We start from the raw sequence: 23,313 nt of genomic DNA on the forward strand, positions 1-23,313 counted from the left end.
ATTGTCCCATCCGGCTGATACCCGGGTCCAGACCGGGCGGAGCGACCTTTCGGCCTGCGCTACCATCGCCTAGGGTCCGCCCGGGCAGCGTTTGGGGAGCGATTGATGACCGTATTGATCACCGGTGGCGGCGGCTTTGTCATGGCCAACCTGGCGCGGCTGTGGCTGGAGTCCACGCCCGATGGCCAATCGCCTGACGTGGTGGTGCTGGACGCGGCCGCACCCGACCCAGTATTCCGGCGCGCCTTTGCCGATGCGGGCGACCGGCTGACCTATGTTCAGGCCGACGTTACGCGGCCGGAAAGCTGGAACCATGCGGTCGCCGGCCGCACCATCCGCGCCATCGTCCATGCCGCCACCATCACGCCGAATACCCAGGGGCCACCGGAGAAAGCCAAGGTGGTGCCAGAGCGCGATATTCCGGCGCGCATTCTCGACGTCAACATCATGGGCACCGTGCAAATGCTGGAGTTCGCACGTCAGTGCCCTGACCTGAAGCGGTTCATCTATGTCAGTTCCGGGTCGGTCTATGGCGATCATGGACCGGACATCGCTGGTGCGCCGTTGCCGGAGGACGGATGGGTCGAACCGCACGAGCTGTACGCTGTTTCCAAATACAGTTCGGAGCTGATCACCCGACGCTATGCGGAACTGTTCGGCCTGAGTGCCGTGTCGGTCCGCCTGTCCGGCGTGTTCGGCCCGTTCGACCGGGCCACACCGGCCCGCACCTATGAGTGCGCACCGAACCGTGTTGCGCATCTGGCGCTCGCCGGGCGCACCATCCGGGTCGACCGCCTGGACGCCATCGGTGACTGGATCAGCGCGCCGGACATTGCCCGTGCGCTGGTCCACCTGCTGCTGGCGGAGTCGCCCCGTCACTCCGTTTACAATATCGCCCAGGGCCGCACCGATACCGTGGCTGATCTGCTGCGCCATACCCGGGCGGTGCTGCCCCAGACCCGCTGGCAGGAGAGCGCGGCGGACAGCGCCGACGTGCTGCAGGGCGGCCCCTATACCGGCGGCCGCTGGGGTGCCTATGACATCGCGCGGCTCAGGGACGAGTTCGGCTGGCAGCCAACACCGCTGGCCGCGGCGATGGCCGAGTACATAGGCTGGATCCGGCAGATCGAGATGCCGGCCCGGGCATTACGCTAAAGACCGGGCAAAAGCCCAAAAACGGACACGCCCTTGCCATAATCCCTATTAATCATAGCTTTAACAAAGAAGGTTGCAATACAGCTACAATTCATGGTTGTATGTTGCGTTGTTAACCCTAAGAACGGCCGCACAAGCGGTTGTTATCCACAGGAGGGGGCCCCTGTAGTCGGGGCCGGCAAGGCGTCTCGACCCTGGTGCGATGCAGCCGGGATGGAGTGAGCCATGAAAGCCACGCGAAGAGCCCCCACGGTCCCAGCCGCCCAAGCTCCAATTGCTGAGGGCACCGCCGCGACACCGGCTGTCGTCGTCATGCCCACGCCCCGGCCAAGCAATCCATCAGCCGACGCGCCAGCCCTGGATGCGATTCTCGACTCGCTGCAGGAAGGGGTTGCCGTGTTCGACGCGAGGGACCGGCTGGTGTGCTGCAACAACCGCTTCCGCGATCTCTTTCCCCATCTTGGCCAGATGATCCGACCCGGTGTCCGTTTCAGGAGCCTGGTCCGGGTGGAGACCCGCGCCGCGGCGCGCAAACAGGCCCGTCGCACCGGATCGGTGGAAGAGCGGCTGCGTCAGCGTATGCTTAGACATGAACACCCGTCCGGCGCCTTCGAGCAGCAACTGCCCGATGACCGCTGGATCTGGGTCCGCGAACGAAAGCTGGACGATGGCACGACGATTTCCACCTATGTGGATATCAGCGATGTCAAACACCGTCAGGCCGCGCTTGAAACAGCGCGTCTGGAGGCCGAGGCGGCCAGTGACAGAAGCCGCCGCCTGCTGGCCGATGTGACCCATGAGTTGCGTACGCCGGTGACGGCCATCATGGGATTTTCCGATCTGATGCGCGAAGGCCATATGGGCCCGCTGAACAACCCACGCCTGGCCGAGTATCTCAAGGACATTCACGATTCAGGCGAGCACATGCTGGCCCTGATCAACGACCTGCTGGATCACGCCAAGCTGGAGGCCGGCGCCGTCCGGCTGACCGAATCGGAAGTGAGCCTGGCTGACCTGGCCACAGAATGTACGCGCATGCTGAAGCCGGACGCCGACCGCCGCGGCCTGACTCTGTCCCTCAAAGTCCAGCCGCTGCCTCCGTTTATCGTTGATCACCGAAGCTTGCGGCAAGTACTGCTCAACCTCCTGTCCAACGCCCTCAAGGCGACACCGCCCGGCGGTCGCGTCAGCCTGCGCATTGCCAGGGCGGCCAACGGGGACGGCCACCTGGTGGTGCGCGATAGCGGGCGCGGCATGACGGCCCGCGAGATCGCCATCGCCTTCACGCCCTTCGGCCAGATCACCGGCAGCGATAATTCAGGCAGCGACTCCGGAACCGGCCTCGGCCTGCCCATCGCCCGCCGCCTGGTCGAGCTGCATGGCGGACGGCTGGATATGACCAGCCGGCCCGGACACGGCACCACGGCGCTCGTGGTGCTGCCGGCGGCGCGGGCACGGGGCGTCGCGGCCAACCACGACATGCCGGCGGACCAAAAAGAAGCGGGCTAGCCCTGAGGGCCGCGACCGGGGCCGACAGCAGAACGGCGGGAGGCTAGGATCGTTTGATCGATTTCCCCCGCCTCCTACGGACGGACCTGCCAATGGCCCTGCTGGAAGACAATACCGCGTGCGAGCGGCCGACCTTCACAACCCATCTGGAGTGCAGCCGCACCGGCGCCACAAGGCCGGCTGACGCGCTGGTGGGACTGTCCGATGCGGGCGCGCCGTTGCTGGTGCGCTATGACCTGGCGGCTGTCGGTCGCGCCGTGGACCGCGACGCCCTGCAACGGCGCGCACCGGACTTCTGGCGCTATCGCGAATTGCTGCCGGTGCGCCGGACCGAGGATATCGTATCCCTGGGCGAGGTGATGACGCCGCTGGTCAGCCTGCCACGCTGGGGTGGAGAGCTGGGCGCCAGGCGCCTGACGGTCAAGGATGAAAGCCGCCTGCCCACCGGGTCATTCAAGGCGCGGGGTCTGGCCATGGCGGTGAGCATGGCGAAAGCCCTTGGCGTCACGCGCATGGCCATGCCGACCAATGGCAATGCGGGGGCGGCACTTGCCGCCTATGGCCGTCGCGCCGGCATGGAGACCTATGTCTTCTGCCCGGACGACACGCCGGAGGTGAATGTACGGGAGATTGCCCTGCAGGGCGCCCGCGTGTGGCGAGTCAATGGTCTGATCAATGACTGCGGCCGGATCGTCGGCGAGGGCAAGGAGCCCATGGGCTGGTTCGACACATCGACCCTGAAGGAGCCCTATCGCATCGAAGGCAAGAAGACCATGGGCCTGGAGCTGGCGGAGCAGCTCGGCTGGACCCTGCCGGACGCCATCTTCTATCCCACCGGCGGCGGCACCGGCCTGATCGGCATGTGGAAGGCCTTTGACGAGATGGAGCAGCTTGGCTGGATCGGCGCCGGGCGACCGCGCATGGTGGCGGTCCAGGCCAGCGGCTGCGCCCCCATGGTCCGCGCCTGGGAAGACGGTGCCGACAGCGCCCCGGTCTGGCCGGACGCGCACACGGTAGCGGCGGGCATCCGGGTGCCGGTGGCCATCGGCGATTTCCTTATCCTGCGGGCGGTGCGCGACAGCGGCGGCTTTGCCATCGCCGTGGACGATTCGGATATTCTGGCGGCACAAGCGCAGATCGCCGCGGCGGACGGCATGCTGCTGGGACCGGAGGGCGCGGCCACGGCCGCCGCCTGGCGCCAGGCCGTAAGCCGCGGGCTGATCCACAAGGATGCCCATGTGGTTCTGTTCAACTGTGGCTCACCGCTCAAATACCCCATGCCGGCGGCGCCAGCGCGGCTCGACCGCCATGGTCCGATCGCCTATGAGCGGCTCTGAGAAGGCGGCAGGCCCGCTGGCAGACAATCAGGCCAGCCAGGCCCGGACGGTCCGCCTGCTGGCTGACCCGGCGACCCATGGCGGCGTCCCGGTCACGGTAATCGAGACCCATGTGCACCGGGTCTTTCTGGCGGGAGAACGGGCCTACAAGCTCAAACGCGCCGTCCGCTATCCCTATCTCGACTACAGCACCGTCGATCGGCGACATGCCATGGCCGGGGCCGAGGTCGGGATCAATCGCCGCACGGCACCCGAGCTCTATCTCGGCCTGACGCCCGTGGTGCAGCGCGGTACGGGCCTGGCTCTCGGCCGTCTGACGGAGCCCGATGCGACCGTGCCGGAGGCGGACAGCGTGGTGGACTGGCTGGTCACCATGCGTCGGTTCGACAATGACTGTCTTATGTCCGCCATGGCCGAGGCCGGCCGGCTGAACCTGGCGACCGTCAACCGCCTGGTGGATGAACTGGCGCACTTCCATGGCTCCGTGCAACCGCGCCGGCAGGACAATACGACGGCTCGCTTTGCCTCCAGCCTGGAGGAATCTCTGGACGAGCTGCGCAGCGCACCGCATCTCTTTCCCTCCACCGACGTCGCGGCGCTGAGCCAGGCGGCAAGGCAGGCTATGGCCCGCTTCGGACCGATGATGGACCAGCGCGGACGGGACGGTTTCGTTCGCCACTGTCATGGCGATCTGCATCTGCGCAATGTCTATGTGACGGCGGACGGACGGCCCGTGCCGTTCGACGCGGCGGAGTTCAGCATTGATCTGGTGACGGTAGACGTGTGGGACGATCTGGCCTACCTGCTGATGGACCTGTGGCATCGCGGCGCCCGCCATCTGGCCAATGGCGCCATGAACCGTTACGCGGAGAACACCGCTGACTATGCGGGAATGGCGCCGCTGCCTCTGTATCTGGCGGCACGCGCAGTGATTCGGGCGAAGGTTGCGGCCAGCGCCCATGCACTGGCGCCCCCTGGCGGCCGGGCGGCTCTGGCCCACGAAGCCCGTGCCTATCTGCGGAGCGCCCGCCTGTTTCTGGCGCCGCGCCCGCCACGGCTGGCGGCCATCGGTGGCCTCTCGGGCACCGGCAAGACGACCCTGGCCCGGGCGCTGGCCCCTGACCTGGGCACACCGCCGGGCGCCCTGGTCCTGCGTAGCGATGTGACCCGCAAGATCATGGCCGGGGCCGGCCGGCTGGACCGCCTGCGGCCGGATTCCTATACGCCGCAGAGCAGCGCCGCAGTCTATGGACGGTTGTGGCAGATGGCGGCCGATGGCCTGGCGCGTGGTCAGAGCGTCATCGTTGATGCGGTCCATGGCCGGCCGCAGGAGCGAACCGCCATTGCCGACGTGGCGCGGCACGCCGGCACGCCCTTTGCCGGACTGTGGCTGGAGGCGGATACGGCAACCCTGACGTCGCGCATCGCCGGTCGAACCGGTGATGAATCCGACGCAACCCCGGAGGTGGTTGCCATACAGGCCGCCCGTGATACCGGCCCGATGACATGGTCAAGGCTGGACGTATCGGGGGAGCGCAGCGACGCCGTCCGTTCCGCCTGGGCCGCGCTGCGCCGCGCCGGTCTATAGAGGCAGACGATCAGAACAAATCGTCGATGGCGTCCTGACCAAGACTTTCCCGTCCGGCATTAACGATGGCGCGGGCCTCGACAAGCATCAGGTCCAGTTGCTCGCGGGTGGCGGCACTGACCGCTTGCAGCGCTTTCTGGTCGTCAGCGGCAATGGCTTTCTCAATGGCGACGATATTATCTCTGATGAGATCGTTCATGCACTCGATCAGAGAGTCGAACTCCCTCCTGTAAGGGTCGGGCGACTGCTCATAGGCCTCGACGGCAAGCTCGCGAAAGGCTAGCTGGCTACGATGGAAATGCTCCTGGTAGCTGACCGGCTTCCAGTTGCGGACCTCGTCCAGGGCGCCTCGATCCTCGGCAATGAGATCGATCACCATCTGGATTTCGTTGAACCGATTGAGGTAGTCGGTCGTCAGGAGGGTTTCGTCATTGATCGACGTGCCGCGCACCTGCTCGCGAATCGCCTCCAGACGCCCGTCGCAATCGCCGGCGTCCTGCGATATCACACTTGCATCCCGGCGCAGCGCCGCTTCGGACTCAGTCATGAATCCCTCCCCCGAGGCCGTAGGCATAGCGCCCAGCCGCACAGCAAAGCATCCCCGTCTTAACCAAAGGTTGAAAGAAGAGCGAAAATGGCGCCCCGCGGCCGGCTCTTGATCGATCCCCGGCGTTCTGTATGCCATAGGCATGGCGCAAATCCTTGCCGGACGGCTCTATGGCTGGCCGGAGTTCAGCGATGACGGACAGGATATCTGGCTCATTCACCTGGAGGAGCCGGGTTTTTTCATGCGCGTAGTGGAACCGCCGGCCGAAGACCCGGATGCGGATGGGGACGGCGAGGAGGATGGGGACGCTGCAGCCGATGGCCTGGTCCGCCTGCCCGAGGCGCGGATCGCCTTTGCCAACCGGTCGGGTCTGGCGCTGGGCAATCTGGTCTTCTTCGAACCGCGGCCCGCCGACATGGCGGTTGTGGCGCAGGCCATTGCCGGCATGGTCGCGGCCATCGAAGACGATATGGTCCTCGACCTGATCGGCATCACGACCCGTGGCTATGCCCCGGCCCAGACACGGGTGGAACTGGAGGACATGCCGACGGGATATCTGATCGGCAGCCTGTATGACAGCGATGAAGGGCTGGTGGGCGACGATGCGTGGGTCGCCCATCTGGGGCCGCCGCCCTTTGCCCTGATGGCCAGCGACATCACGCAGGAAGACGTAGCGGACGAGGCGATCTGGGCGACGGTGGATGGCGACCGGGTGCTGACCGGCCTTATCTGGCTATCGAGCCTGGCCTGCGCGCCGGAAGAACTGCGTCGTATCGCCGGTGAGGCGGCGGCCCTGCTGCGTGACAGCGAGGACCCGACGGCGGACTGATCCACCATCCATACAAACCAATCCACAAGAAATGGCGTCCCCTACGGGAATCGAACCCGTGTTTCCGGCGTGAGAGGCCGATGTCCTGGACCGCTAGACGAAGGGGACCGGCGGACCTTCACCTAAGGGAAGGGGCGGCCGGATTCAAGGCCTGACCGCAGCCGGCAGGGGCCGCGCCGGGTGCGCCACGGCAAACGGCGCAAGCCGCCTCGCCCTTGCGGCCTGACCTGTGGCAGACTCCGGCCCATGACACGGCATTGTCAGTCCGGCTGGTGTGACACCGGCACCATGGCCTGGACCGGGAGTCCAGCCGGCGGCGTATCCCGCAAGCGCCTGATTCATCTGGGGCCGCCCGAGTCCGGCCAGGTGACGTCGGTGGTGCGCTTTGCGGCGGGCAGCCGCTTTGCCATGCACCCTCACCCGGGCGGTGAGGAAATCCTGGTCCTGGACGGTGTATTCAGCGACGCGCAGGGTGACTGGCCAGCCGGCACCTATCTGCTGAACCCGGAAGGGTTCGTCCATGCCCCATGGTCGGAAACAGGCTGTACGCTGTTCGTGCGGCTGCGCCAACACCCGGGCCCGCGCCGGGCGATCGCCATGACCACGAGCGGCGAGGCCGCCTGGCGGGGCCAGGTCGGCGGGCCGCAGCACCTCGACCTGCACCGCCCTGCCGACCAGCCCGACGCCACCTGGCTGGAGGACTGGCCGGCCGGGCACGTCCACACGCCAACGGCCTGCCCGGACGGGCTGGAGATATTCATTGTCACGGGCACACTCACCAGTGGTGGCGGCACACGGCCGCCCGGCGCCTGGCTCAATCTGGCGCCCGGAGAATCGTTCACTGGCTCCACTGCCGATGGCTGCCGCCTGTATATGCGCCGTGGCGGCGGCGTGCATCTGGCTGCCGCATCACACGTTGAACCCCTGACCGCCTGACCCGGGAGATCCACCCATGTCCAACAGCCAGCCCCCAGCCGGATCAACGCCGTCGTTCGACAGCGTACCGGTCATCGACATCGAAGGCGCCGACCGCGATGCCCGGCGCCTGCAGGAAACCGCCGACAAAATCTATGACGCCTGCACCCGCGTCGGTTTTTTCTATGTGGCAGGCCATGGCCTCCCGGCGGATCTGGTGAGCCGCACCTACGATCTGTCGCGGCAGTTTTTCGACCTGCCCGAAGCCCGCAAGAAGGCGGTGGAGATCAACGCCATTAACCGCGGCTGGATTGCCGAGGGCCAGGCGAAAATGACCGGGGCCAAGCTGCCGGACCTGAAAGAGAGCTTCAAGATCGGGCTGGACCTGCCGCTGGATGATCCGGATGTGCTGGCGGGCCTGCCTCTGGCCGGACCGAATGTTTGGCCCGACGATGTTCCGGGCATGGCAGATACGGTCTATGCCTACTTCGAGGGGGTCATGGGCATAGGCGCCAGCATTCTGCGGGCCACGGCGGTGAGTCTTGGTTTGGCCGAGGACTTCTTCGCCAAACGCTATGCAAAGCCCATCGCCCGTACCGGACTGCTCTACTATCCCGACCAGGATCCCACACGGGGCGATGACCAGTTCGGCGTGGCGCCGCATACGGACTATGGCTGCCTGACCGTCCTGTCACAGGATTCCAGCGGTGGCCTGCAGGTAATGAACAAGGCGGGCCAATGGGTCGAAGCCCCGCCGATCCCCGGCACATTCGTCATCAATGTAGGCGATTTGCTGGAGCGCTGGAGCAATGACCGGTTTACGTCAACGCCGCACCGGGTCATCAATCGGTCGGGCCACGCGCGCTATTCCATCTCGCACTTCTACGACCCGACCTATGAGACGGTGGTTGATCCGCGCGACGCCGGACTGCCCGCAGGCATGGACTCGAAGTATGAACCCGTGCTGGCCGGTGACTATGTGCTTGGCCGCTTCGATACAACCATGGCTTATCGCAGTAAGTTCAAGGCAACCGCCTGACCCGTCCCCATCAGGGTTCTGTCGCCTCAACCCGGCCAAGGATGCGGCCATCATCAGGGTCCATCAACAGCACGGACCGGCGACCGTCTCTGGCCTCCACCAGGATGGCCAGTCCGTCATCGGTGGCAACGACTGAAAGAATGGTAGCGGCCGCTGCGATCTCTACCTGCCAGGCAGGCGGCGGCGTATGGCGGCTCTCCGCCCCGCCGGACAGGCGAAAAGCAATGACCGCGACAATGGCTGACGCCACCAGAACGATGAGAACTGCCATGATGACCACGGCCATCTTGAGGGCGCGGAGATTGACCGGAGTCGTCTGCATGATCGTGTCGCCCCAATCCACTGCCTGTGAATGACGGTGCCCGCGGACCCGCCCCAACGCCATATGGCCATCGTCGGCCAGGAGGATGCCGGCAAGCGGCTGGACCGGTTTGTCGCCGAAGCCCTCAGTCCGCTGTCCCGCTCCCGCGCCAAGGCGCTGGTGGAAGGCGGCCATGTCGCCCTTGTGGGCGGCCGGACCATAAGAGAGCCGGCGCACCGGGTCAAACTGCAAGAAGAATGGCGCGTTGACGTACCGCCAGCCGAGATCACCACCCTGCCGGCGCAGGCCATGGACCTGGCCGTCGCCTATGAGGACGACCACCTGATCGTGGTGAACAAACCGGCCGGTCTGGTAGTGCATCCCGCCCCCGGCAATCCCGACCGCACACTGGTCAACGCCCTGCTGGCCCACTGCGGCGACAGCCTGACCGGCATCGGCGGCGAGCGCCGGCCGGGTATCGTCCACCGCCTGGACAAGGATACCAGTGGCCTGCTGGTTGTCGCCAAGACAGGGATTGTCCATGCGGATCTGGTGTCCCAGTTCTCCGCCCGCACGGTGCATCGGCGCTATCTGGCGCTGGTTCACGGCCAGCCACGGCCGGCCACAGGACACTTCAGCGGCGCCATTGGCCGCAGCCCCCACGACCGCAAGCGCATGGCGGTCGTGGACAGCGGCGGCCGCGACGCCGCCACGGCGTATTGCCGCCTGCTCAGCTTTGCCCCCTATGCCAGCCTGCTGCTGTGTCGCCTGGCCACCGGTCGCACCCACCAGATTCGGGTTCACCTGAGCCATGCGGGCCACCCGCTGGTCGGCGATCCGGTCTATGGCCGGCGCCGGCCGCGCCGGGCGAGCACAAGCCACCAGACGGAGATGGAGGCCGCAGCGGCCACTTTGCTGGGCGCATTTCCGCGCCAGGCCCTGCATGCCGCCAGCCTTGGTTTCCGCCACCCGGCGAGCGGAGACTCCATGCTCTTTCGGGCTGAACCACCGGCCGACTTCAACAAGTTGGGGGCGGCCCTGGCCGGACTGAGTGGCGGCCAGTGGCCAGACACGCTGGCAAGGGCCGAAATCCTTGATCAGATGCTGGACTGAACCGGCCCCGACGTGAACGAATTGGTCACGGACGCCGTTTGTAATACATTGGATTGTCCGTGCCCCGCGGGCCCACTGGGGATTTGTCGTCCATGACCGTTCGGAGGCTGGAATGAGCGGTAGCCGGGCTTTGGCCCCCGTTCTGACACCGGAGAGCAATCTCTCCCGCTATCTCCATGACATCCGCCAGTTTCCCATGCTGGAGGCGGATGAAGAGTATGTGCTGGCCAAAAGCTGGAAGGAGCACGGGGACCAGGAGGCGGCGCACCAACTCGTGACCAGTCATCTGCGCCTGGTGGCCAAGATCGCCATGGGGTATCGCGGCTACGGTCTGCCCCTGGCTGAACTTATTTCCGAAGGCAATGTGGGCATGATGCAGGCGGTCAAGCGTTTTGACCCGGAGCGCGGGTTCCGCCTGTCCACCTACGCCATGTGGTGGATTCGTGCCTCGATTCAGGAATACATCCTGCATTCCTGGTCACTGGTGAAGATGGGCACGACCGCGGCACAGAAGAAGCTGTTCTTCAATCTGCGACGGCTCAAGGGACAGATGAAAGCCATTGACGAGGGCGACCTCAGCCCCGAGCAGGTAAGCGAGATCGCCACCACCCTGGCGGTCAGCGAGGACGACGTTATCCAGATGAACCGGCGGTTGGCCGGCCCTGACCGTTCACTCAACGTCCCGGTGCACGAGGACGGTGACGGGGAGTGGCAGGACTGGCTCAGCGACGACCGCCAGACCCATGATGTGGCGCTGGCCGAACAGGACGAGACAGAAGCCCGGCGCCACCTGCTCAACCGGGCGCTGAAGACGCTCAACACCCGCGAACGCCGCATACTCGAGGCCCGCCGCCTGCGTGAGGAACCGCTTACTCTGGAAGCCCTGAGTGAGGACTATGGCGTCAGTCGGGAGCGAATCCGACAGATCGAGGTGCGCGCCTTCGAGAAGCTGCAGCAAGCCATCCGCGACATGGCGCAGAAGGAGCGGCTTGACGACAATCTCACCGTGCCGGCGTGACTGGATCGTCGGTGGTCAGAGTCTCACCCGCGGCGTCGGGCCGTTGTCGCCTTCGGCCACCTCCGGCCCCCAGTCCTGAACCAGGCGCACCTGCTCTTCACGGTCAAGCACGATGCGCCGCTCGGCCCAGGCATTGAAGAAAACGCCTGCAATTCCCGGCATCATGACCGTCAGGCCCCAGCCGATTCCGGCCGCACCATACATGGCCAACCAGGCATAGACGTTGCCGACAATGGCAACCGCGGTCGCCAGCGTGTTGGCGCCACTCCACAAATCAAAGACGAACGGCATGGTTCCCGCCATATTGAGCAGGCCGATGGTGTAGGTGCGATAGCGCGGCCGCTCCACATCCGCGACAAAGGCGACGATACTCGGCGCCATTCCGACGCCAACGACGATAGCCGTCGGCAGGGCAATGGCCAGAAGGCCGATCAGGCCGACCAGCAGAACAATCCATGCCGTCGGTATCCGCGAGCTCGGCACACCGGTGGCGTCAGCGGTTGGACGTGACACGCGGGCGGGCGGACGAACCATGATCAGCCGCTCACCACGACGGCGATAACGCCGGCGGAAATTGCGCCGGCCAGCGACAGCGCCAGGCGGTTGCCAAGAGCCCGGATACGGCCGGTGCGCCAGGCCGGATTGGTCTCCAGTTGATGGACCTGAGTGGCCAGCGCGCGATAGCGCTGTCGGGCGGCGGCGAAACCGGCATTGTCGGCCTGCCGGGCGGCGGGGTCTTCCAGGATGCGGTGCATCTCCGTCAGACTGCCCGCCGTAGCGGCTTCTGCCACTTCGCGCTCCAGCCCGTTGCGCACTTTTGCGTGGCGATAGGTGAGAAAGGCCGGCCGCAGCACTTCATTCATCCATGCCGCCAGCGCCGGCAACGGGCCATGCCGATACCGTTTCTGCATCTCGGCAAGAGCATAGAGGCAGGCACGAGCGCTGCCCGCCGGTTCACCGGCCGGACGGATTCTTTCCAGCGTCGTTTCCAGCGCACGTCCGCCACGGGCCGCGATAAACGCCGCCACATGCCGGTCGATCGGCAGCCTCTGACGGTCGGCCGACTCCGCCGCCCGGTTCAGCGCCGGCAGCAGCATCTCAGGGTCGCTGACAAGTTCCTGCTCCAGAACCCGGCTGAGACAGGGCATGGCGGCATCGGCTTCGTAAACGCAGCGCTCTACGCCGCGCCCTGTCGCCGGGGACCGCAGATAGGCTCTGAGAGTGTCAAACGTGCGATTGGTGGCGTCCGCTTCCTGGCCAGGGCGTATCGATGCCTGCATCCGTGCCCAGAACTGCGGCGTCATGCTGGTCAGGAGGGAAATCAGCGAGCGGATGCGTGTCTCATCACCCATGGCCGAGGCCAGCATGGAACCGGTGGCATCGGGGAAGAAGGCCAGCCCGCGAAACCGGAGAGGGGCCGCCGGATCAAGCGCGGCCGCCGCCCGCGACACTTTGTGGTCATCCGAGAGAGCCACAGATTGCGGCGTGTCTGCGGAAACCAGCAAGGCATCGGCGCGTTCTGGCCGGGCCGCACTGCGCCGTATCCAGATATCAAGCTTGCTGTCCGCCAGCAGCTCCGGCGCTTCCTGCCAGTCCACCGACAGGTGGTGCGCCACCGCGCGCAGGGTGCCGTGACGGGCACCACGCCACTCGAACGGCCGGGCCGCCTGTCGCTCAACCGGCGCCTGACTGTATCCCAGCCGCTGGCCGGCCAACCATGCAGACAGCCGGTCCGCCGTCCAGCGCGCCTGTCCGTCATCGACCAGAAGGCCGCGCAGCACCTCGGCAATATCCCGCGACAAGGTGTACTCACCGGCCAGCGTGGCATAGCTGCCCCGCTCCAGCTTTTCCCGCAGCAGAGCCGCATCATCAAGATCAATCCGCGGCCATCGACCGGTCGCCAGGACCAGCAGGCAAACACCTACCGCATACATGTCATCAGGCGGTCTGCCGTCGCCACGACCCGCCGGGTCCGCCATCATGGACTCCACGGGCTCAAAGACCGCGGGCTGATCCATGGCCGGCGGCGCCGAGACGGCTTCGCCAAGAACGACGGCGTCGCTCTCTCCGACGCGCCACAAATTGGTTGGCCGAACAGCGCGGCTGGTCAGACCATGGCTGGCGAACGTCATCATCGCCCGCGCCGCCGGTTGCAGGAACCCATCCAGCAGGGCGCGCGCCGGCCATGGCGTAAATTGCGCTTGCGGCCCGCTCATGATGCGTGCGCCCGGCGGCCGCGACATGATTGTCACATGAACCGTGCCACCGGCCGCCGCGCCGGCGGCCGGTGGCCATGGCGTCGCCATGGTGTCATAGACGCGCACACTATCGGGCACTTCGAAGCGCACGAGCTTATCCAGCATGGCGCGTCGCGGCGGCAGGCGTCGACCGGCGACCAGGGCCACAAGGTCGCGGCGCCCGGACTCGCGATCTGTGACCGCATAGGCGCGGGCCTGCGGGGAATCGAAGGATTCCAGGCGCTGACTGACAAGAATGTCATAGCGGCCGGCCGTGACCACCGCGCCATCCCCCTGGTCTGAAAACTGGCTGGCGGGCTGGTGAACGGCCGCCTCGGTCTGGCCCGCATCGGCCATGGGCGTTCGCTCCGGCAGTGGCTTCCCGCCACGAGTCTTGCCGAAGACGGCAAAGAAACTGTTAACGACCCGGCCGCATTGCGCCAGCCGGATCAGGGCCGTTCAGTCGGCGAAGGGATCGTGAACCAGTATGGTGTCATCCCGCTCCGGACTGGTGGACAGCAGGGCTACGGGACAGTCGATCAACTCTTCAATGCGACGGATGTATTTGACCGCCGTCGCCGGCAACTGCGCCCAGGAACGGGCGCCACGGGTGCTGTCCGACCAGCCTTCCATGGTTTCATAGATCGGCTCGACTCCCGCCTGGCCGCTGACGGAGGCCGGGAAGTAATCAAGGGTCTCGCCCCGGTAGCGATAACCGGTACAGACCTGTATGGCCTCGAATCCATCCAGGATGTCCAGCTTGGTCAGGGCGATTCCGTTGATACCAGCGACCTGGACGGCTTGCCGCACCATGACGGCATCGAACCAGCCGCAGCGCCGCGCGCGGCCGGTAACCACACCGAATTCGCGGCCACGCTCACCAAGCAACCGGCCCGTATCGTTATTCTGCTCGGTAGGAAACGGACCGGCGCCGACCCGGGTAGTGTAGGCCTTTGTAATGCCGAGCACATAGCCGATGGCGTCGGGCGCCAGACCGCTGCCGGTTGCCGCCTGGCCGGCGACGCTGTTGGACGAAGTGACGTAGGGGTAGGTGCCGTGGTCCACATCGAGCATGGCCCCCTGCGCGCCCTCGAACAGCAGGCGACGGCCGGCCCGGCGCGCCGCGTTCAGGCTACGCCACACAGGCTCTGCGTATGGCAGAATCTTCGGGGCCACGTCACGCAGGGCCGAGAGCAGGTCGGCCGCATCTTCCTCTGGCGCACCGACGCCCCGCAGGAAGGCGTTGTGATGGTCGAGCAGGGCAGAGACCCGCCGCGCCAGAACATCGTCATCAGCCAGATCGCAAACGCGGATCGCCCGACGTCCCACCTTGTCCTCATAGGCCGGACCGATGCCGCGGCCGGTGGTGCCGATGGCATCTTTCTTCAGCGCCCGCTCCCGCGCTTGATCGAGACTGCGGTGAAGCGGCAGAATCAGCGCCGCATTGTCCGCCAGTCGCAGGGTCTCCGGCGTCACCGTGACGCCGGCGGCCCGCACGGTCTCTATTTCCTTGAGCAACGCCCACGGATCCACCACCACACCATTGCCGATGACCGACAGTTTACCCGGCCGCACGACACCCGACGGCAACAGGCTCAGTTTGTAGGTGGTATTACCCACCTGCAGGGTGTGGCCGGCATTGTGACCGCCCTGAAAACGCACGACCACATCGGCCCGCTCCGACAACCAGTCGACGATCTTGCCCTTGCCCTCGTCACCCCACTGGGCGCCGACCACCACCACATTGGCCATTCTTCAGATCTCCGGAAAGGATTCAGACGGATACGACTCCGGCGGATGAGGCGAGCCTGGCTTGCTCCCACCCCCAGTCCAGCCAGGGGAAAAGGGCGTCCAGATCGGCTCCGTCCACGGTCGCCCCAGCCCACAGGCGAAGGCCCGGCGGCGCGTCACGATAGGTCTTGATGTCAAAGGCCACGCCATGGCGCTCCAGTGTGCCGGCCAGACTATCGATAGTGGCCGCGCGGGCGCGCTCCGGCAACGCGGTATACCAGGGCGCCACCGGGTTAAGGCAGACACTGGTCCACGAACGGCTGGCCTGATCGGCAGCGAGAAACGCCACCCAATCGGTGCGCTCCACCCAGTCTTCTATGCGCCGATAGTTGTCGCGGCTGCGACGGATGACTTCCGGGATACCACCGATCGACTCCATCCAGCCCAGCGCGTCGAGCGCGTCTTCCACACACAGCATGGAAATGGTGTTGATGGCCTCGCCACGCCAGACATGGTCCAGCGGCTCACCATTGGCGGTCAATTGATAGAGCCAGGGCAACGGCCATGACGGGGTGTGGGCGCGCAGCCGGTCAATGGCGCGGGGACCAAGCGCCAGCATGCCATGGGCCCCCTCGCCGCCCATGACCTTCTGCCAGGACCAGGTGACCACATCCAGCTTTTCCCATGGCAGGGTCATGGCGAAGGCGGCGCTTGTGGCGTCGCACATGGCCAGGCCCTGGCGATCGGCCGCGATCCAATGGCCATCCGGTATGCAAACGCCACCGGCGGTGGCGTTCCACACGAAAGTCACGTCCCGTGACCAGTCCACCCGGTTGAGGTCAGGCAGCCGCCCGTAGGGCGCCGCTATCTGTCGCACGTCCGGCAGCCTCAACCGGTCACGGGCGATATGATGCCAGCGGGCGCCGAAGGCGTCAGACCACACGCAATCCACGCCGCGCGGCCCCAGAAGATTCCACATGGCAGACTCGAATGCGCCGGAATCAGAACCGGGAACGATGGCCAGGCTGAAGTCGTCCGGCAGGCCCAGCAGCCGCCGGCTTCGGGCAATCAGTTCATGCGCTTTTGCGTTGCTGGCCGGCGAGCGGTGCAGACGCGACACCGCAGCACCCGCCAGCACATCGGGCGACCAGCCAGGCCGCTTGGCGGTCGGCCCGGACGAGAAGTGCGGCCGGGCCGGACGCAGATTGGGTTGGGCGATCATCACACGCACTCCGGGCCCCGGGGGCAGCCTCGGCGCCGCCCCGGCGCATCCATCCGGGTGGCAGGAAGCTCTTATTCAGCGGCCTGGCGAGGCGCCAGTCTTGCCCGCCAGGATTCAACGAACGACTCCGGCGGATTGGCCGTCTGCCGGGCCGACTCCCGTTGGCGCATGACGTCGACCCACTTCAGCGTGTGGACGCAGTCGGCAGGTATGGCGATACCGCGCGCCTCGGCCAGGGCGGTCCAGCGCTCAAACCATGGCCAATAGGTGATATCCACCAGGCTGACATCACGGCCCAGCCAGTAGGGACCGTCAGCGAAGCGGGCAAGACCATTGCTCTCCATGGTATGGACATGGGCCATAAGCGTGTCGACCGCCGCCTTGTCCGCATCGGGATGATATATCACCGCGCCATAGGCAGCGGTGAAACGGGTATTGGCGAAATCAATCCAGATGCGGGCCCAGGCGCGCAGATAGGGATCGCGCGGCAGCAGCGCCGGCTGCGGAAAGATCTCATCAAGATATTCATTGATGATGGCGGACTCGAACACCACCTCATCGCCACGCCGGACCACCGGCACCTTGCCGTATGGCGACAGGCGCAAGAACCAGTCCGGTTTGTTGGACAGGTCAACGGCCTTGTAGTCAAAGTCGACACCCTTTTCGACCAGCGCCATGCGGCTGCGCTGGGCATAGGGACAAGTCTTGGTGCTGACAATTTCGATGTCGGCCATCACGCATATCTCCCGCTTTGTTTCACCCCATCATAGGGTGCGGCAAAGGCCACGGCCAGCCGCCTCAAGACCGCCGCAGGCGGCCAAAGGCGCTGTCCAGCGGGGCAAGCCCGATACGCGGGTAGTATTCCATCGCCATCGGCGCCGATAGCAGAATGAGAGAAACCTTGTCGCCGCCGGCCAGACGGTGAGTTTCCGCCACCAGCCGGCGGCCGATGCCCTGACGCTGCGCGGCGCGGTCCACCGCCAGATCAGCCAGATAACAGCAGGACTGGAAATCCGTAATGGCCCGCGACACACCCAGCAGAACACCGTGCGCGCGCGCCGTCAGGACCAGATCGCTGTTCGCCAGCATGGCGGCCATGCGCTGCACCTGATCGACCGGTCGCCGTTCGGCCAGACCGGAGCGGCGCAGCACGTCGATGAAGTCCGTCACCGGCAGGTCGGCCTGGGCCGCGATGATCACGGAGTCAGCCATCAGCCGTGTCGCTACACTGTGCGGCCGCGTGACCAAGCGGGCCTTGCCCGTGGCCCAGGCCAGGCGCCCGGATGATCGCTTGCCGGACAAAGGCGCGGGCCCGGGCCACCGCCTTGTCGAGCGGGATGCCGGCCGCCAGCCCGCAGGCTATGGCCGCGGCCAGGGTACAGCCGGTTCCATGGGTGTTGCGCGAGGCAATCCGCGCATCCGCAAACCGCGTCACGCCGCCGGACCATAGCAGCAGGTCCACCACCTGCTGGCCCGGCATATGGCCGCCCTTGACCAGAACAGCGCCGGCGCCGCGCTTTTTCAGACTCTCCGCCGCCCGCGCCATGTCTGCCGTGTCATGGATAGACATGCCGGCCAGGCTTTCGGCCTCCGGCACGTTAGGAGTCAGCAGACTGGTCAGCGGCAGGAGGGCGGACAGGAGGGCGTTGACCGCGTCACGGTCGAGCAGGCGGGCACCGCCCTTGGCGACCATGACCGGATCCACCACAACCGGCACACCGGAGCGCTGCGACAGCGCCTGAGCAACGGTTTCGATAACCTCCACACTGTGCAGCATTCCGGTCTTGACCGCATCAACGCCGATATCGTCAAACGCCATGTGAATCTGGCGGCGAATGAAACTGGCCGGCACCGGCTGGACGGCGCCTACCCCACGGGTGTCCTGAGCAGTGAGCGCGGTAATCGCCGTCTGGCAGTAGCCGCCAAGAGCCATGACCGTCTTGATGTCCGCCTGAATACCGGCGCCGGCGCCGGAATCAGACCCGGCAATTGTCAGAACGCGGGGCACGGGCGTGGTCAACCGGCCTCCAGAGCGCGGGCCAGACCGTCAACAATGGCGACGACCCGCTGCTGGTCCTCTCCCTCCGCCATGACCCGAACCACAGGCTCGGTGCCAGACTTGCGGACCAGAATACGGCCAGCGGCGGCCAGGCTGGCTTCCGCCTGCGCCAGGCTATCGCGGAAAGACGCGCTATCGAGCCGGGCAATGGCGCGGTCACCGCGCACACTGCGCAGGACCTGCGGCAGTGGCGTGAAGGGATGGCCGATCTCGCTCAGGCGCTTGCCGGACTTGACCAGCACACCCAGCACCTGCAGGCCGGCGATCAGGCCATCGCCGGTGGTGGCGTGGTCACTCATGATCAGGTGGCCCGACTGCTCGCCGCCCAGATTAGCGCCGCTTTCCGCCATCTGCTCCAGAACATAGCGGTCGCCCACCGGCGCCCGGTCGAGGCGTATGCCAAGGCCCGACAGATGACGCTCAAGCGCCAGATTGCTCATGACCGTGGCAACCACCGAGGGCGTCGCCAGGCGCTGCGACGCGGCCCAGTCGGCGGCGATGACCGCCAGCATCTTGTCGCCGTCCAGCAAAGCGCCTGTCTCATCACACATGATGATACGGTCGGCGTCCCCGTCCAGGGCGATGCCGGCATCGGCCTTGTGAAAGCGCACCTGATCGACCATGCGCTCTGTATCCGTGGCGCCGCAGCGGGCATTGATATTGAAACCGTCGGGCTCCACGGCAAGCGGTATGACATCGGCCCCCAGTTCCCACAGGACACTGGGGCCAACCCGATAGGCGGCGCCATTGGCACAATCGATGACGATGCGCAGGCCATTGAGGCTGAGGCCCGGCGGCAGGGTCTGCTTGACGAACTGGATATAGCGTCCCTGGGCGTCGTCGAGCCGGCGGGCGCGACCCAGATCCCTGGGCGAGGCCAGGTGGTCCTCTACGCCGTTTTCCACCAGCGCCCCGATCTTGCCTTCGATGGCGTCCGACAGCTTGCCGCCGTCCGGGCCGAACAGCTTTATGCCATTGTCCTGAAACGGGTTATGCGAGGCAGAGATCATCACCCCGAGATCGGCCCTGAGCGAACGGGCCAGCATGGCCACGGCGGGCGTCGGCAGCGGTCCGAGCAGGACCACGTCCATGCCCATGGAAATGAACCCGGCCGTCATGGCCGGCTCCAGCATATAGCCAGACAGACGCGTATCCTTGCCGATGACCGCCAGCCGATGGGGGCCGTCGCGGCGAAAATGCATACCCGCGGCCATGGCGACACGCAACGCCGTCGCCGCAGTCATGGGCTCGGTGTTGGCTGTGCCGCGGACGCCGTCAGTGCCGAACAGGGTGCGTGTCATGGCAGGCCTCCACCGGACGGTCCGTCCGGCCTGTGGGTCTTATATCACGCTCCGGCGCGGCCAGAACCGGCCTGACCGCCCCTGTCAGGACGGCGCCGCCCGCGCCACGGCGCGCCACAGGGCCAGGGCCTGGACCGTGGCGGCCACATCGTGCACACGCAGGATGCCAACCCCGGCGCGGACGCCGGCCAGGGCCACCGCCAGCGACCCCGGCAGCCGCTGGCGCGCCGTCTCGCCACGGCTCAGGCGCGCGATGAAGCCCTTGCGCGACGCACCCAGCACAATCGGGCAGCCCAGGCCATGCAGGAGCTCCAGCCAGTGAAGGATCTGCAGGTTGTGGGCGACGGTCTTACCGAAGCCGATACCGGGGTCAATGGCCATGCGGTGGCGGGCAATACCCGCCGCCTCCGCCGCTGCGATGCGGTCCGCCAGATAGTCGAACACGTCCAGCGGCGCGCACGCGTAGCGCGGATTGTCCTGCATGGTGCGCGGATCGCCCTGCATGTGCATAAGAATGATGGACGGTTCAGCCCCCTCCCTGGTGGCCAGGGCGGGCACGGTGATCAGGCTGCTGTCGTCGCCGGCCAGCGCGGTCACATCGTTTATGACAGTCGCTCCCACACTGACGGCAGCGGTCATGACCGCGGCCCGTCGCGAATCAACCGACAGAACCGGCCCGGCGCCGACAAGACCGCCGATCACCGGAAGCACCCGTTCGATCTCTTCCGCCGGATCGACCGGGGTCGCTCCCGGCCGGGTGCTCTCACCCCCGATATCCAGTATATCCGCGCCGTCGTCCACCATGGTCTGGCCACGGGCAATGGCCGCCGCCGCGTCGGCGAACTGGCCGCCGTCGGAAAAGCTGTCCGGCGTCACATTGACGATGCCCATGACCCGGGTGCGGACCAGCGAAAGGCCGGCAAAGGCTGTTGCCCGCCGCCGCACCCGCTCTTGCAACAGCGCCAAACGGTCCTGCACCGCTGTCGACTGAGCGGCCGACCAGGCGGCCAGACCATCCGGCGCAACCCGCACCGCCAGCGCACCACCGGTCCGCCGCACCAGGATGTCCCACCCGGCCGGAACCGTGCTCGGGCCAGGCGCGGCATGGTCGAATACAGGGCGCAGATAGACACTGCGCGCGGCAATGTCCGTGATCGCCGGCAGCGCATCCACAGCACTGACGCGCTCTATGACCTGATCAACAGTGGGGGTTTGATCAACAGAGGACATGACAGCAACAAATCGCAGACCCGGATGAACCCTGCCCGTGCCGGTTCACCCGGCGCGTGGCACAGCCCCGTAGCCCGGCTCAGGAGCCCGGCTGGGGCTCCGGCGCCATTCCCCCGGAGCCATCCTTGCCGCGGCCGCCGGCGCTGGGCACCGACGACGCCGGCGCTTCCGGCTTTGCCGGATCGCTGCCCCGCGGCGGCGCAGAATCCGTATCCTCTGGCCGACTGATGCTGTCACCGCGGGCCAGCGCCTTGATTTCTTCACCGGTCAGCGATTCATACTCCAGCAGACCCTGGGCGATACGTTCCAGCTCATCGCGCCGTTCCGTCAGAATCTTGCGGCAGGCGACCTCCGCCGTATCAATGATGGCACGCACCTCTTTGTCGATGAGGCGCGCGGTGTCATCCGACACGTTCTTACGCTGGGTCACCGAGTGTCCGAGGAACACTTCCTCGTCATTGTCGTCATAACGCAGCGGACCGAGAACATCGCTGAGGCCCCATTCGGTGACCATCTTGCGAGCGATCTTGGTGGCCTGCGAAATATCGTTGGAGGCGCCGGTCGTAACCTTGTTACGGCCAAACACCAATTCTTCCGCCACACGGCCACCAAGGGCGATGACCAGAAACTGCTCCAGTTGCTCGCGGGTCTGCGACAACTGGTCTTTTTCCGGCAGACGCATGACCATGCCCAGCGCACGGCCACGGGGAATGATCGTCGCCTTGTGGATAGGATCGGACGCCGGCGAGTGAATCGTCGCCAGCGCGTGACCGGCCTCATGATAGGCGGTCAGCGTCTTTTCCTCGTCGGTCATCACCATGGAGCGCCGCTCGGCTCCCATCATAACCTTGTCCTTGGCCTCTTCGAACTCGACCATGGCGACCATGCGCTTGTTCTTGCGCGCCGCCAGCAACGCCGCTTCGTTGACCAGATTGGCCAGATCGGCGCCGGAAAAGCCGGGTGTGCCACGGGCGATGATGCGGGCGTCCACGTTAGGCGCCAGCGGCACCTTGCGCATGTGCACCTTCAGAATCTTTTCACGGCCCAGAACGTCAGGATTGGGCACCACCACCTGGCGGTCGAAACGACCGGGCCGCAGCAAGGCCGGATCCAGAACGTCCGGCCGGTTGGTCGCCGCAATCAGGATGACGCCTTCATTGGTTTCAAAGCCATCCATTTCCACCAAAAGCTGATTCAGCGTCTGCTCGCGTTCGTCATTGCCACCGCCCAGACCGGCCCCACGGTGACGACCGACCGCATCAATTTCATCGATGAAAATGATACACGGCGCATTCTTCTTGCCTTGCTCGAACATATCCCGCACGCGGCTGGCGCCGACGCCAACGAACATCTCGACGAAATCCGAACCGGAAATCGTGAAGAACGGCACATTCGCCTCACCGGCAATGGCCCGGGCCAGCAGCGTCTTCCCGGTGCCGGGCGGACCGACCAGCAACACGCCCTTGGGAATCTTGCCGCCGAGGCGCTGAAACTTCTGGGGATCCTTGAGGAACTCCACCACTTCCTCAAGCTCCTGCTTGGCCTCATCGATCCCGGCCACATCATCGAAGGTCACCCGACCGACCTTCTCGGTCAGCAACCGCGCCCGCGACTTGCCGAAGCCCATGGCCCGGCCGCCACCGGACTGCATCTGGCGCATGAAGAAAATCCACACACCAATCAGCAGAAGCATCGGGAACCAGGAGATCAGGATGCTCCACAACGGACTCATTCCGGAATCCGCAGGCTGGGCCTTGATGCGCACCCCGGCGCTGGTCAGTCGCTCCACCAGATTGGCGTCATTGGGCACATAGGACGTAAAGGGCTCGCCGGTGGACAGGGTGCCGCTGACATTATTTCCCTGGATCAAAACATCGGACACGCGGCCGGCGTCCACTTCCACGAGAAAGTCGGAGAAAGCCAGGCTCGTATCGCTGCTGCGCATGGAAGAGCCCTGAAAAAGATTGAACAGAGCCACCAGCAACAGGCCGATGATGATGTATAGAGCGAGGTTCTTACCGAGATTGTTCACGTGCGCTGATCCGCCTTGCCTGCGCGACCCGAGAAGCGAGCCGCAGTTGCGTCATTGTCGTGGGTCCGGCGGCAAGCGCAACAGACTGCGCCAGACATCGTTCAGGATAGTGCCAGTATCAGTCACAAAGATACCAAGACCCAGGCCCAA

The 23,313-nt window shown here is 65.8% G+C and carries 21 protein-coding genes and 1 tRNA gene; 9 read left to right on the forward strand and 13 right to left on the reverse strand.

Translation table 11 applies throughout. The annotated features are described in order from the left end of the window. Nucleotides 1-105: 105 nt before the first annotated feature. The 4 genes from RIE31_06205 to RIE31_06220 all read left to right on the forward strand — a co-directional run bounded on the left by RIE31_06205 (nt 106) and on the right by RIE31_06220 (nt 5,589). A complete protein-coding gene (locus tag RIE31_06205) occupies nt 106-1,155 on the forward strand; it encodes an NAD(P)-dependent oxidoreductase (GenBank protein MEQ8640178.1) in 1,050 nt (349 codons plus the stop codon). 312 nt (nt 1,156-1,467) lie between these two features. Beyond that, nucleotides 1,468-2,664, forward strand: a complete 1,197-nt coding sequence (locus tag RIE31_06210) for an ATP-binding protein (protein ID MEQ8640179.1) — start codon at nt 1,468-1,470, stop codon at nt 2,662-2,664. A 92-nt stretch (nt 2,665-2,756) separates the two neighbouring features. Next, a complete protein-coding gene (locus RIE31_06215; protein MEQ8640180.1) occupies nt 2,757-4,001 on the forward strand; it encodes a threonine synthase in 1,245 nt (414 codons plus the stop codon). Next, nucleotides 3,988-5,589, forward strand: a complete 1,602-nt coding sequence (locus RIE31_06220; GenBank protein ID MEQ8640181.1) for an AAA family ATPase — start codon at nt 3,988-3,990, stop codon at nt 5,587-5,589. Before RIE31_06215 ends, RIE31_06220 begins: the two co-directional genes overlap by 14 nt. Nucleotides 5,590-5,599: 10 nt before the next feature. On the opposite strand, the gene RIE31_06225 is transcribed toward RIE31_06220, so the two are convergent. Continuing rightward, complete coding sequence (locus RIE31_06225; GenBank protein MEQ8640182.1) at nt 5,600-6,136, reverse strand: hypothetical protein; 537 nt, start codon at nt 6,134-6,136, stop codon at nt 5,600-5,602. A 142-nt stretch (nt 6,137-6,278) separates the two neighbouring features. On the opposite strand from RIE31_06225, the gene RIE31_06230 reads away from it, so the two are divergent. Then, nucleotides 6,279-6,965 carry a hypothetical protein gene (locus tag RIE31_06230; GenBank protein ID MEQ8640183.1) on the forward strand — a complete coding sequence of 229 codons (687 nt, stop codon included), beginning with the start codon at nt 6,279-6,281 and terminating at the stop codon, nt 6,963-6,965. A 32-nt stretch (nt 6,966-6,997) separates the two neighbouring features. On the opposite strand, the gene RIE31_06235 is transcribed toward RIE31_06230, so the two are convergent. After that, nucleotides 6,998-7,073: transfer RNA gene (locus RIE31_06235), tRNA-Glu, on the reverse strand. 138 nt (nt 7,074-7,211) lie between these two features. Here RIE31_06235 and RIE31_06240 point away from each other — a divergent pair. Next, a complete protein-coding gene (locus RIE31_06240) occupies nt 7,212-7,901 on the forward strand; it encodes a cupin domain-containing protein (protein ID MEQ8640184.1) in 690 nt (229 codons plus the stop codon). Between the two features lie 16 nt (nt 7,902-7,917). Next, nucleotides 7,918-8,919: a 2-oxoglutarate and iron-dependent oxygenase domain-containing protein gene (locus RIE31_06245; protein ID MEQ8640185.1), complete on the forward strand. Its 1,002-nt coding sequence runs from the start codon at nt 7,918-7,920 to the stop codon at nt 8,917-8,919. 10 nt (nt 8,920-8,929) lie between these two features. Here the strand turns inward: RIE31_06245 and RIE31_06250 are convergent, their stop codons facing one another. Further along, nucleotides 8,930-9,241 carry a DUF6476 family protein gene (locus RIE31_06250; GenBank protein ID MEQ8640186.1) on the reverse strand — a complete coding sequence of 104 codons (312 nt, stop codon included), beginning with the start codon at nt 9,239-9,241 and terminating at the stop codon, nt 8,930-8,932. A gap of 30 nt (nt 9,242-9,271) precedes the next feature. Here RIE31_06250 and RIE31_06255 point away from each other — a divergent pair, with 30 nt between their 5' ends. Together RIE31_06255 and rpoH are read left to right on the forward strand one after the other, a co-directional pair. Beyond that, nucleotides 9,272-10,333 (forward strand): RluA family pseudouridine synthase, encoded by a 1,062-nt coding sequence (locus tag RIE31_06255; GenBank protein ID MEQ8640187.1) that lies wholly within the window; start codon nt 9,272-9,274, stop codon nt 10,331-10,333. A 112-nt stretch (nt 10,334-10,445) separates the two neighbouring features. Continuing rightward, complete coding sequence (gene rpoH / locus RIE31_06260; GenBank protein ID MEQ8640188.1) at nt 10,446-11,351, forward strand: RNA polymerase sigma factor RpoH; 906 nt, start codon at nt 10,446-10,448, stop codon at nt 11,349-11,351. Between the two features lie 15 nt (nt 11,352-11,366). Here the strand turns inward: rpoH and RIE31_06265 are convergent, their stop codons facing one another. The 10 genes from RIE31_06265 to ftsH all read right to left on the reverse strand — a co-directional run bounded on the left by RIE31_06265 (nt 11,367) and on the right by ftsH (nt 23,163). After that, entirely contained in the window at nt 11,367-11,885 is a 519-nt protein-coding gene (locus RIE31_06265) for a hypothetical protein (GenBank protein MEQ8640189.1), read from the reverse strand. A gap of 2 nt (nt 11,886-11,887) precedes the next feature. Then, nucleotides 11,888-13,945, reverse strand: a complete 2,058-nt coding sequence (locus tag RIE31_06270; GenBank protein ID MEQ8640190.1) for a hypothetical protein — start codon at nt 13,943-13,945, stop codon at nt 11,888-11,890. A gap of 102 nt (nt 13,946-14,047) precedes the next feature. Beyond that, nucleotides 14,048-15,340, reverse strand: a complete 1,293-nt coding sequence (locus tag RIE31_06275) for an adenylosuccinate synthase (protein ID MEQ8640191.1) — start codon at nt 15,338-15,340, stop codon at nt 14,048-14,050. A gap of 22 nt (nt 15,341-15,362) precedes the next feature. Next, on the reverse strand, nt 15,363-16,541 hold the full coding sequence (locus RIE31_06280) for a phosphoserine transaminase (GenBank protein ID MEQ8640192.1): 1,179 nt from the start codon (nt 16,539-16,541) through the stop codon (nt 15,363-15,365). Between the two features lie 71 nt (nt 16,542-16,612). Then, complete coding sequence (locus RIE31_06285; protein MEQ8640193.1) at nt 16,613-17,275, reverse strand: glutathione S-transferase family protein; 663 nt, start codon at nt 17,273-17,275, stop codon at nt 16,613-16,615. 64 nt (nt 17,276-17,339) lie between these two features. Beyond that, nucleotides 17,340-17,753 carry a GNAT family N-acetyltransferase gene (locus RIE31_06290; GenBank protein MEQ8640194.1) on the reverse strand — a complete coding sequence of 138 codons (414 nt, stop codon included), beginning with the start codon at nt 17,751-17,753 and terminating at the stop codon, nt 17,340-17,342. After that, nucleotides 17,746-18,549, reverse strand: a complete 804-nt coding sequence (gene thiD, locus RIE31_06295) for a bifunctional hydroxymethylpyrimidine kinase/phosphomethylpyrimidine kinase (GenBank protein MEQ8640195.1) — start codon at nt 18,547-18,549, stop codon at nt 17,746-17,748. The genes RIE31_06290 and thiD overlap by 8 nt, the downstream gene beginning before the upstream one ends. Before the next feature lie 8 nt (nt 18,550-18,557). After that, nucleotides 18,558-19,901, reverse strand: coding sequence for a phosphoglucosamine mutase (gene glmM, locus RIE31_06300; GenBank protein MEQ8640196.1), 1,344 nt, complete (start codon nt 19,899-19,901; stop codon nt 18,558-18,560). An 84-nt stretch (nt 19,902-19,985) separates the two neighbouring features. Then, entirely contained in the window at nt 19,986-21,131 is a 1,146-nt protein-coding gene (folP, locus tag RIE31_06305; GenBank protein MEQ8640197.1) for a dihydropteroate synthase, read from the reverse strand. 79 nt (nt 21,132-21,210) lie between these two features. Beyond that, nucleotides 21,211-23,163: an ATP-dependent zinc metalloprotease FtsH gene (ftsH, locus tag RIE31_06310; protein MEQ8640198.1), complete on the reverse strand. Its 1,953-nt coding sequence runs from the start codon at nt 23,161-23,163 to the stop codon at nt 21,211-21,213. Nucleotides 23,164-23,313: the final 150 nt, after the last annotated feature.

It is taken from the genome of Alphaproteobacteria bacterium, from assembly GCA_040218575.1.
Lineage (GTDB): Bacteria > Pseudomonadota > Alphaproteobacteria > JAVJRE01 > JAVJRE01 > JAVJRE01.

Bases quoted from the DNA above. Each gene is read 5' to 3' on its own strand.
- rpoH (MEQ8640188.1), top strand. From the start codon at position 10,446: ATGAGCGGTAGCCGGGCTTTGGCCCCCGTTCTGACACCGGAGAGCAAT.
- RIE31_06220 (MEQ8640181.1), top strand. From the start codon at position 3,988: ATGAGCGGCTCTGAGAAGGCGGCAGGCCCGCTGGCAGACAATCAGGCC.
- glmM (MEQ8640196.1), bottom strand. From the start codon at position 19,901: ATGACACGCACCCTGTTCGGCACTGACGGCGTCCGCGGCACAGCCAAC.
- RIE31_06290 (MEQ8640194.1), bottom strand. From the start codon at position 17,753: ATGGCTGACTCCGTGATCATCGCGGCCCAGGCCGACCTGCCGGTGACG.
- RIE31_06245 (MEQ8640185.1), top strand. From the start codon at position 7,918: ATGTCCAACAGCCAGCCCCCAGCCGGATCAACGCCGTCGTTCGACAGC.
- RIE31_06280 (MEQ8640192.1), bottom strand. From the start codon at position 16,541: ATGATCGCCCAACCCAATCTGCGTCCGGCCCGGCCGCACTTCTCGTCC.
- RIE31_06205 (MEQ8640178.1), top strand. From the start codon at position 106: ATGACCGTATTGATCACCGGTGGCGGCGGCTTTGTCATGGCCAACCTG.
- RIE31_06285 (MEQ8640193.1), bottom strand. From the start codon at position 17,275: ATGGCCGACATCGAAATTGTCAGCACCAAGACTTGTCCCTATGCCCAG.
- RIE31_06240 (MEQ8640184.1), top strand. From the start codon at position 7,212: ATGACACGGCATTGTCAGTCCGGCTGGTGTGACACCGGCACCATGGCC.
- RIE31_06270 (MEQ8640190.1), bottom strand. From the start codon at position 13,945: ATGGCCGATGCGGGCCAGACCGAGGCGGCCGTTCACCAGCCCGCCAGC.
- RIE31_06215 (MEQ8640180.1), top strand. From the start codon at position 2,757: ATGGCCCTGCTGGAAGACAATACCGCGTGCGAGCGGCCGACCTTCACA.
- RIE31_06265 (MEQ8640189.1), bottom strand. From the start codon at position 11,885: ATGGTTCGTCCGCCCGCCCGCGTGTCACGTCCAACCGCTGACGCCACC.
- RIE31_06210 (MEQ8640179.1), top strand. From the start codon at position 1,468: ATGCCCACGCCCCGGCCAAGCAATCCATCAGCCGACGCGCCAGCCCTG.
- RIE31_06255 (MEQ8640187.1), top strand. From the start codon at position 9,272: ATGACGGTGCCCGCGGACCCGCCCCAACGCCATATGGCCATCGTCGGC.
- RIE31_06225 (MEQ8640182.1), bottom strand. From the start codon at position 6,136: ATGACTGAGTCCGAAGCGGCGCTGCGCCGGGATGCAAGTGTGATATCG.
- RIE31_06275 (MEQ8640191.1), bottom strand. From the start codon at position 15,340: ATGGCCAATGTGGTGGTGGTCGGCGCCCAGTGGGGTGACGAGGGCAAG.
- RIE31_06230 (MEQ8640183.1), top strand. From the start codon at position 6,279: ATGGCGCAAATCCTTGCCGGACGGCTCTATGGCTGGCCGGAGTTCAGC.
- RIE31_06250 (MEQ8640186.1), bottom strand. From the start codon at position 9,241: ATGCAGACGACTCCGGTCAATCTCCGCGCCCTCAAGATGGCCGTGGTC.
- folP (MEQ8640197.1), bottom strand. From the start codon at position 21,131: ATGTCCTCTGTTGATCAAACCCCCACTGTTGATCAGGTCATAGAGCGC.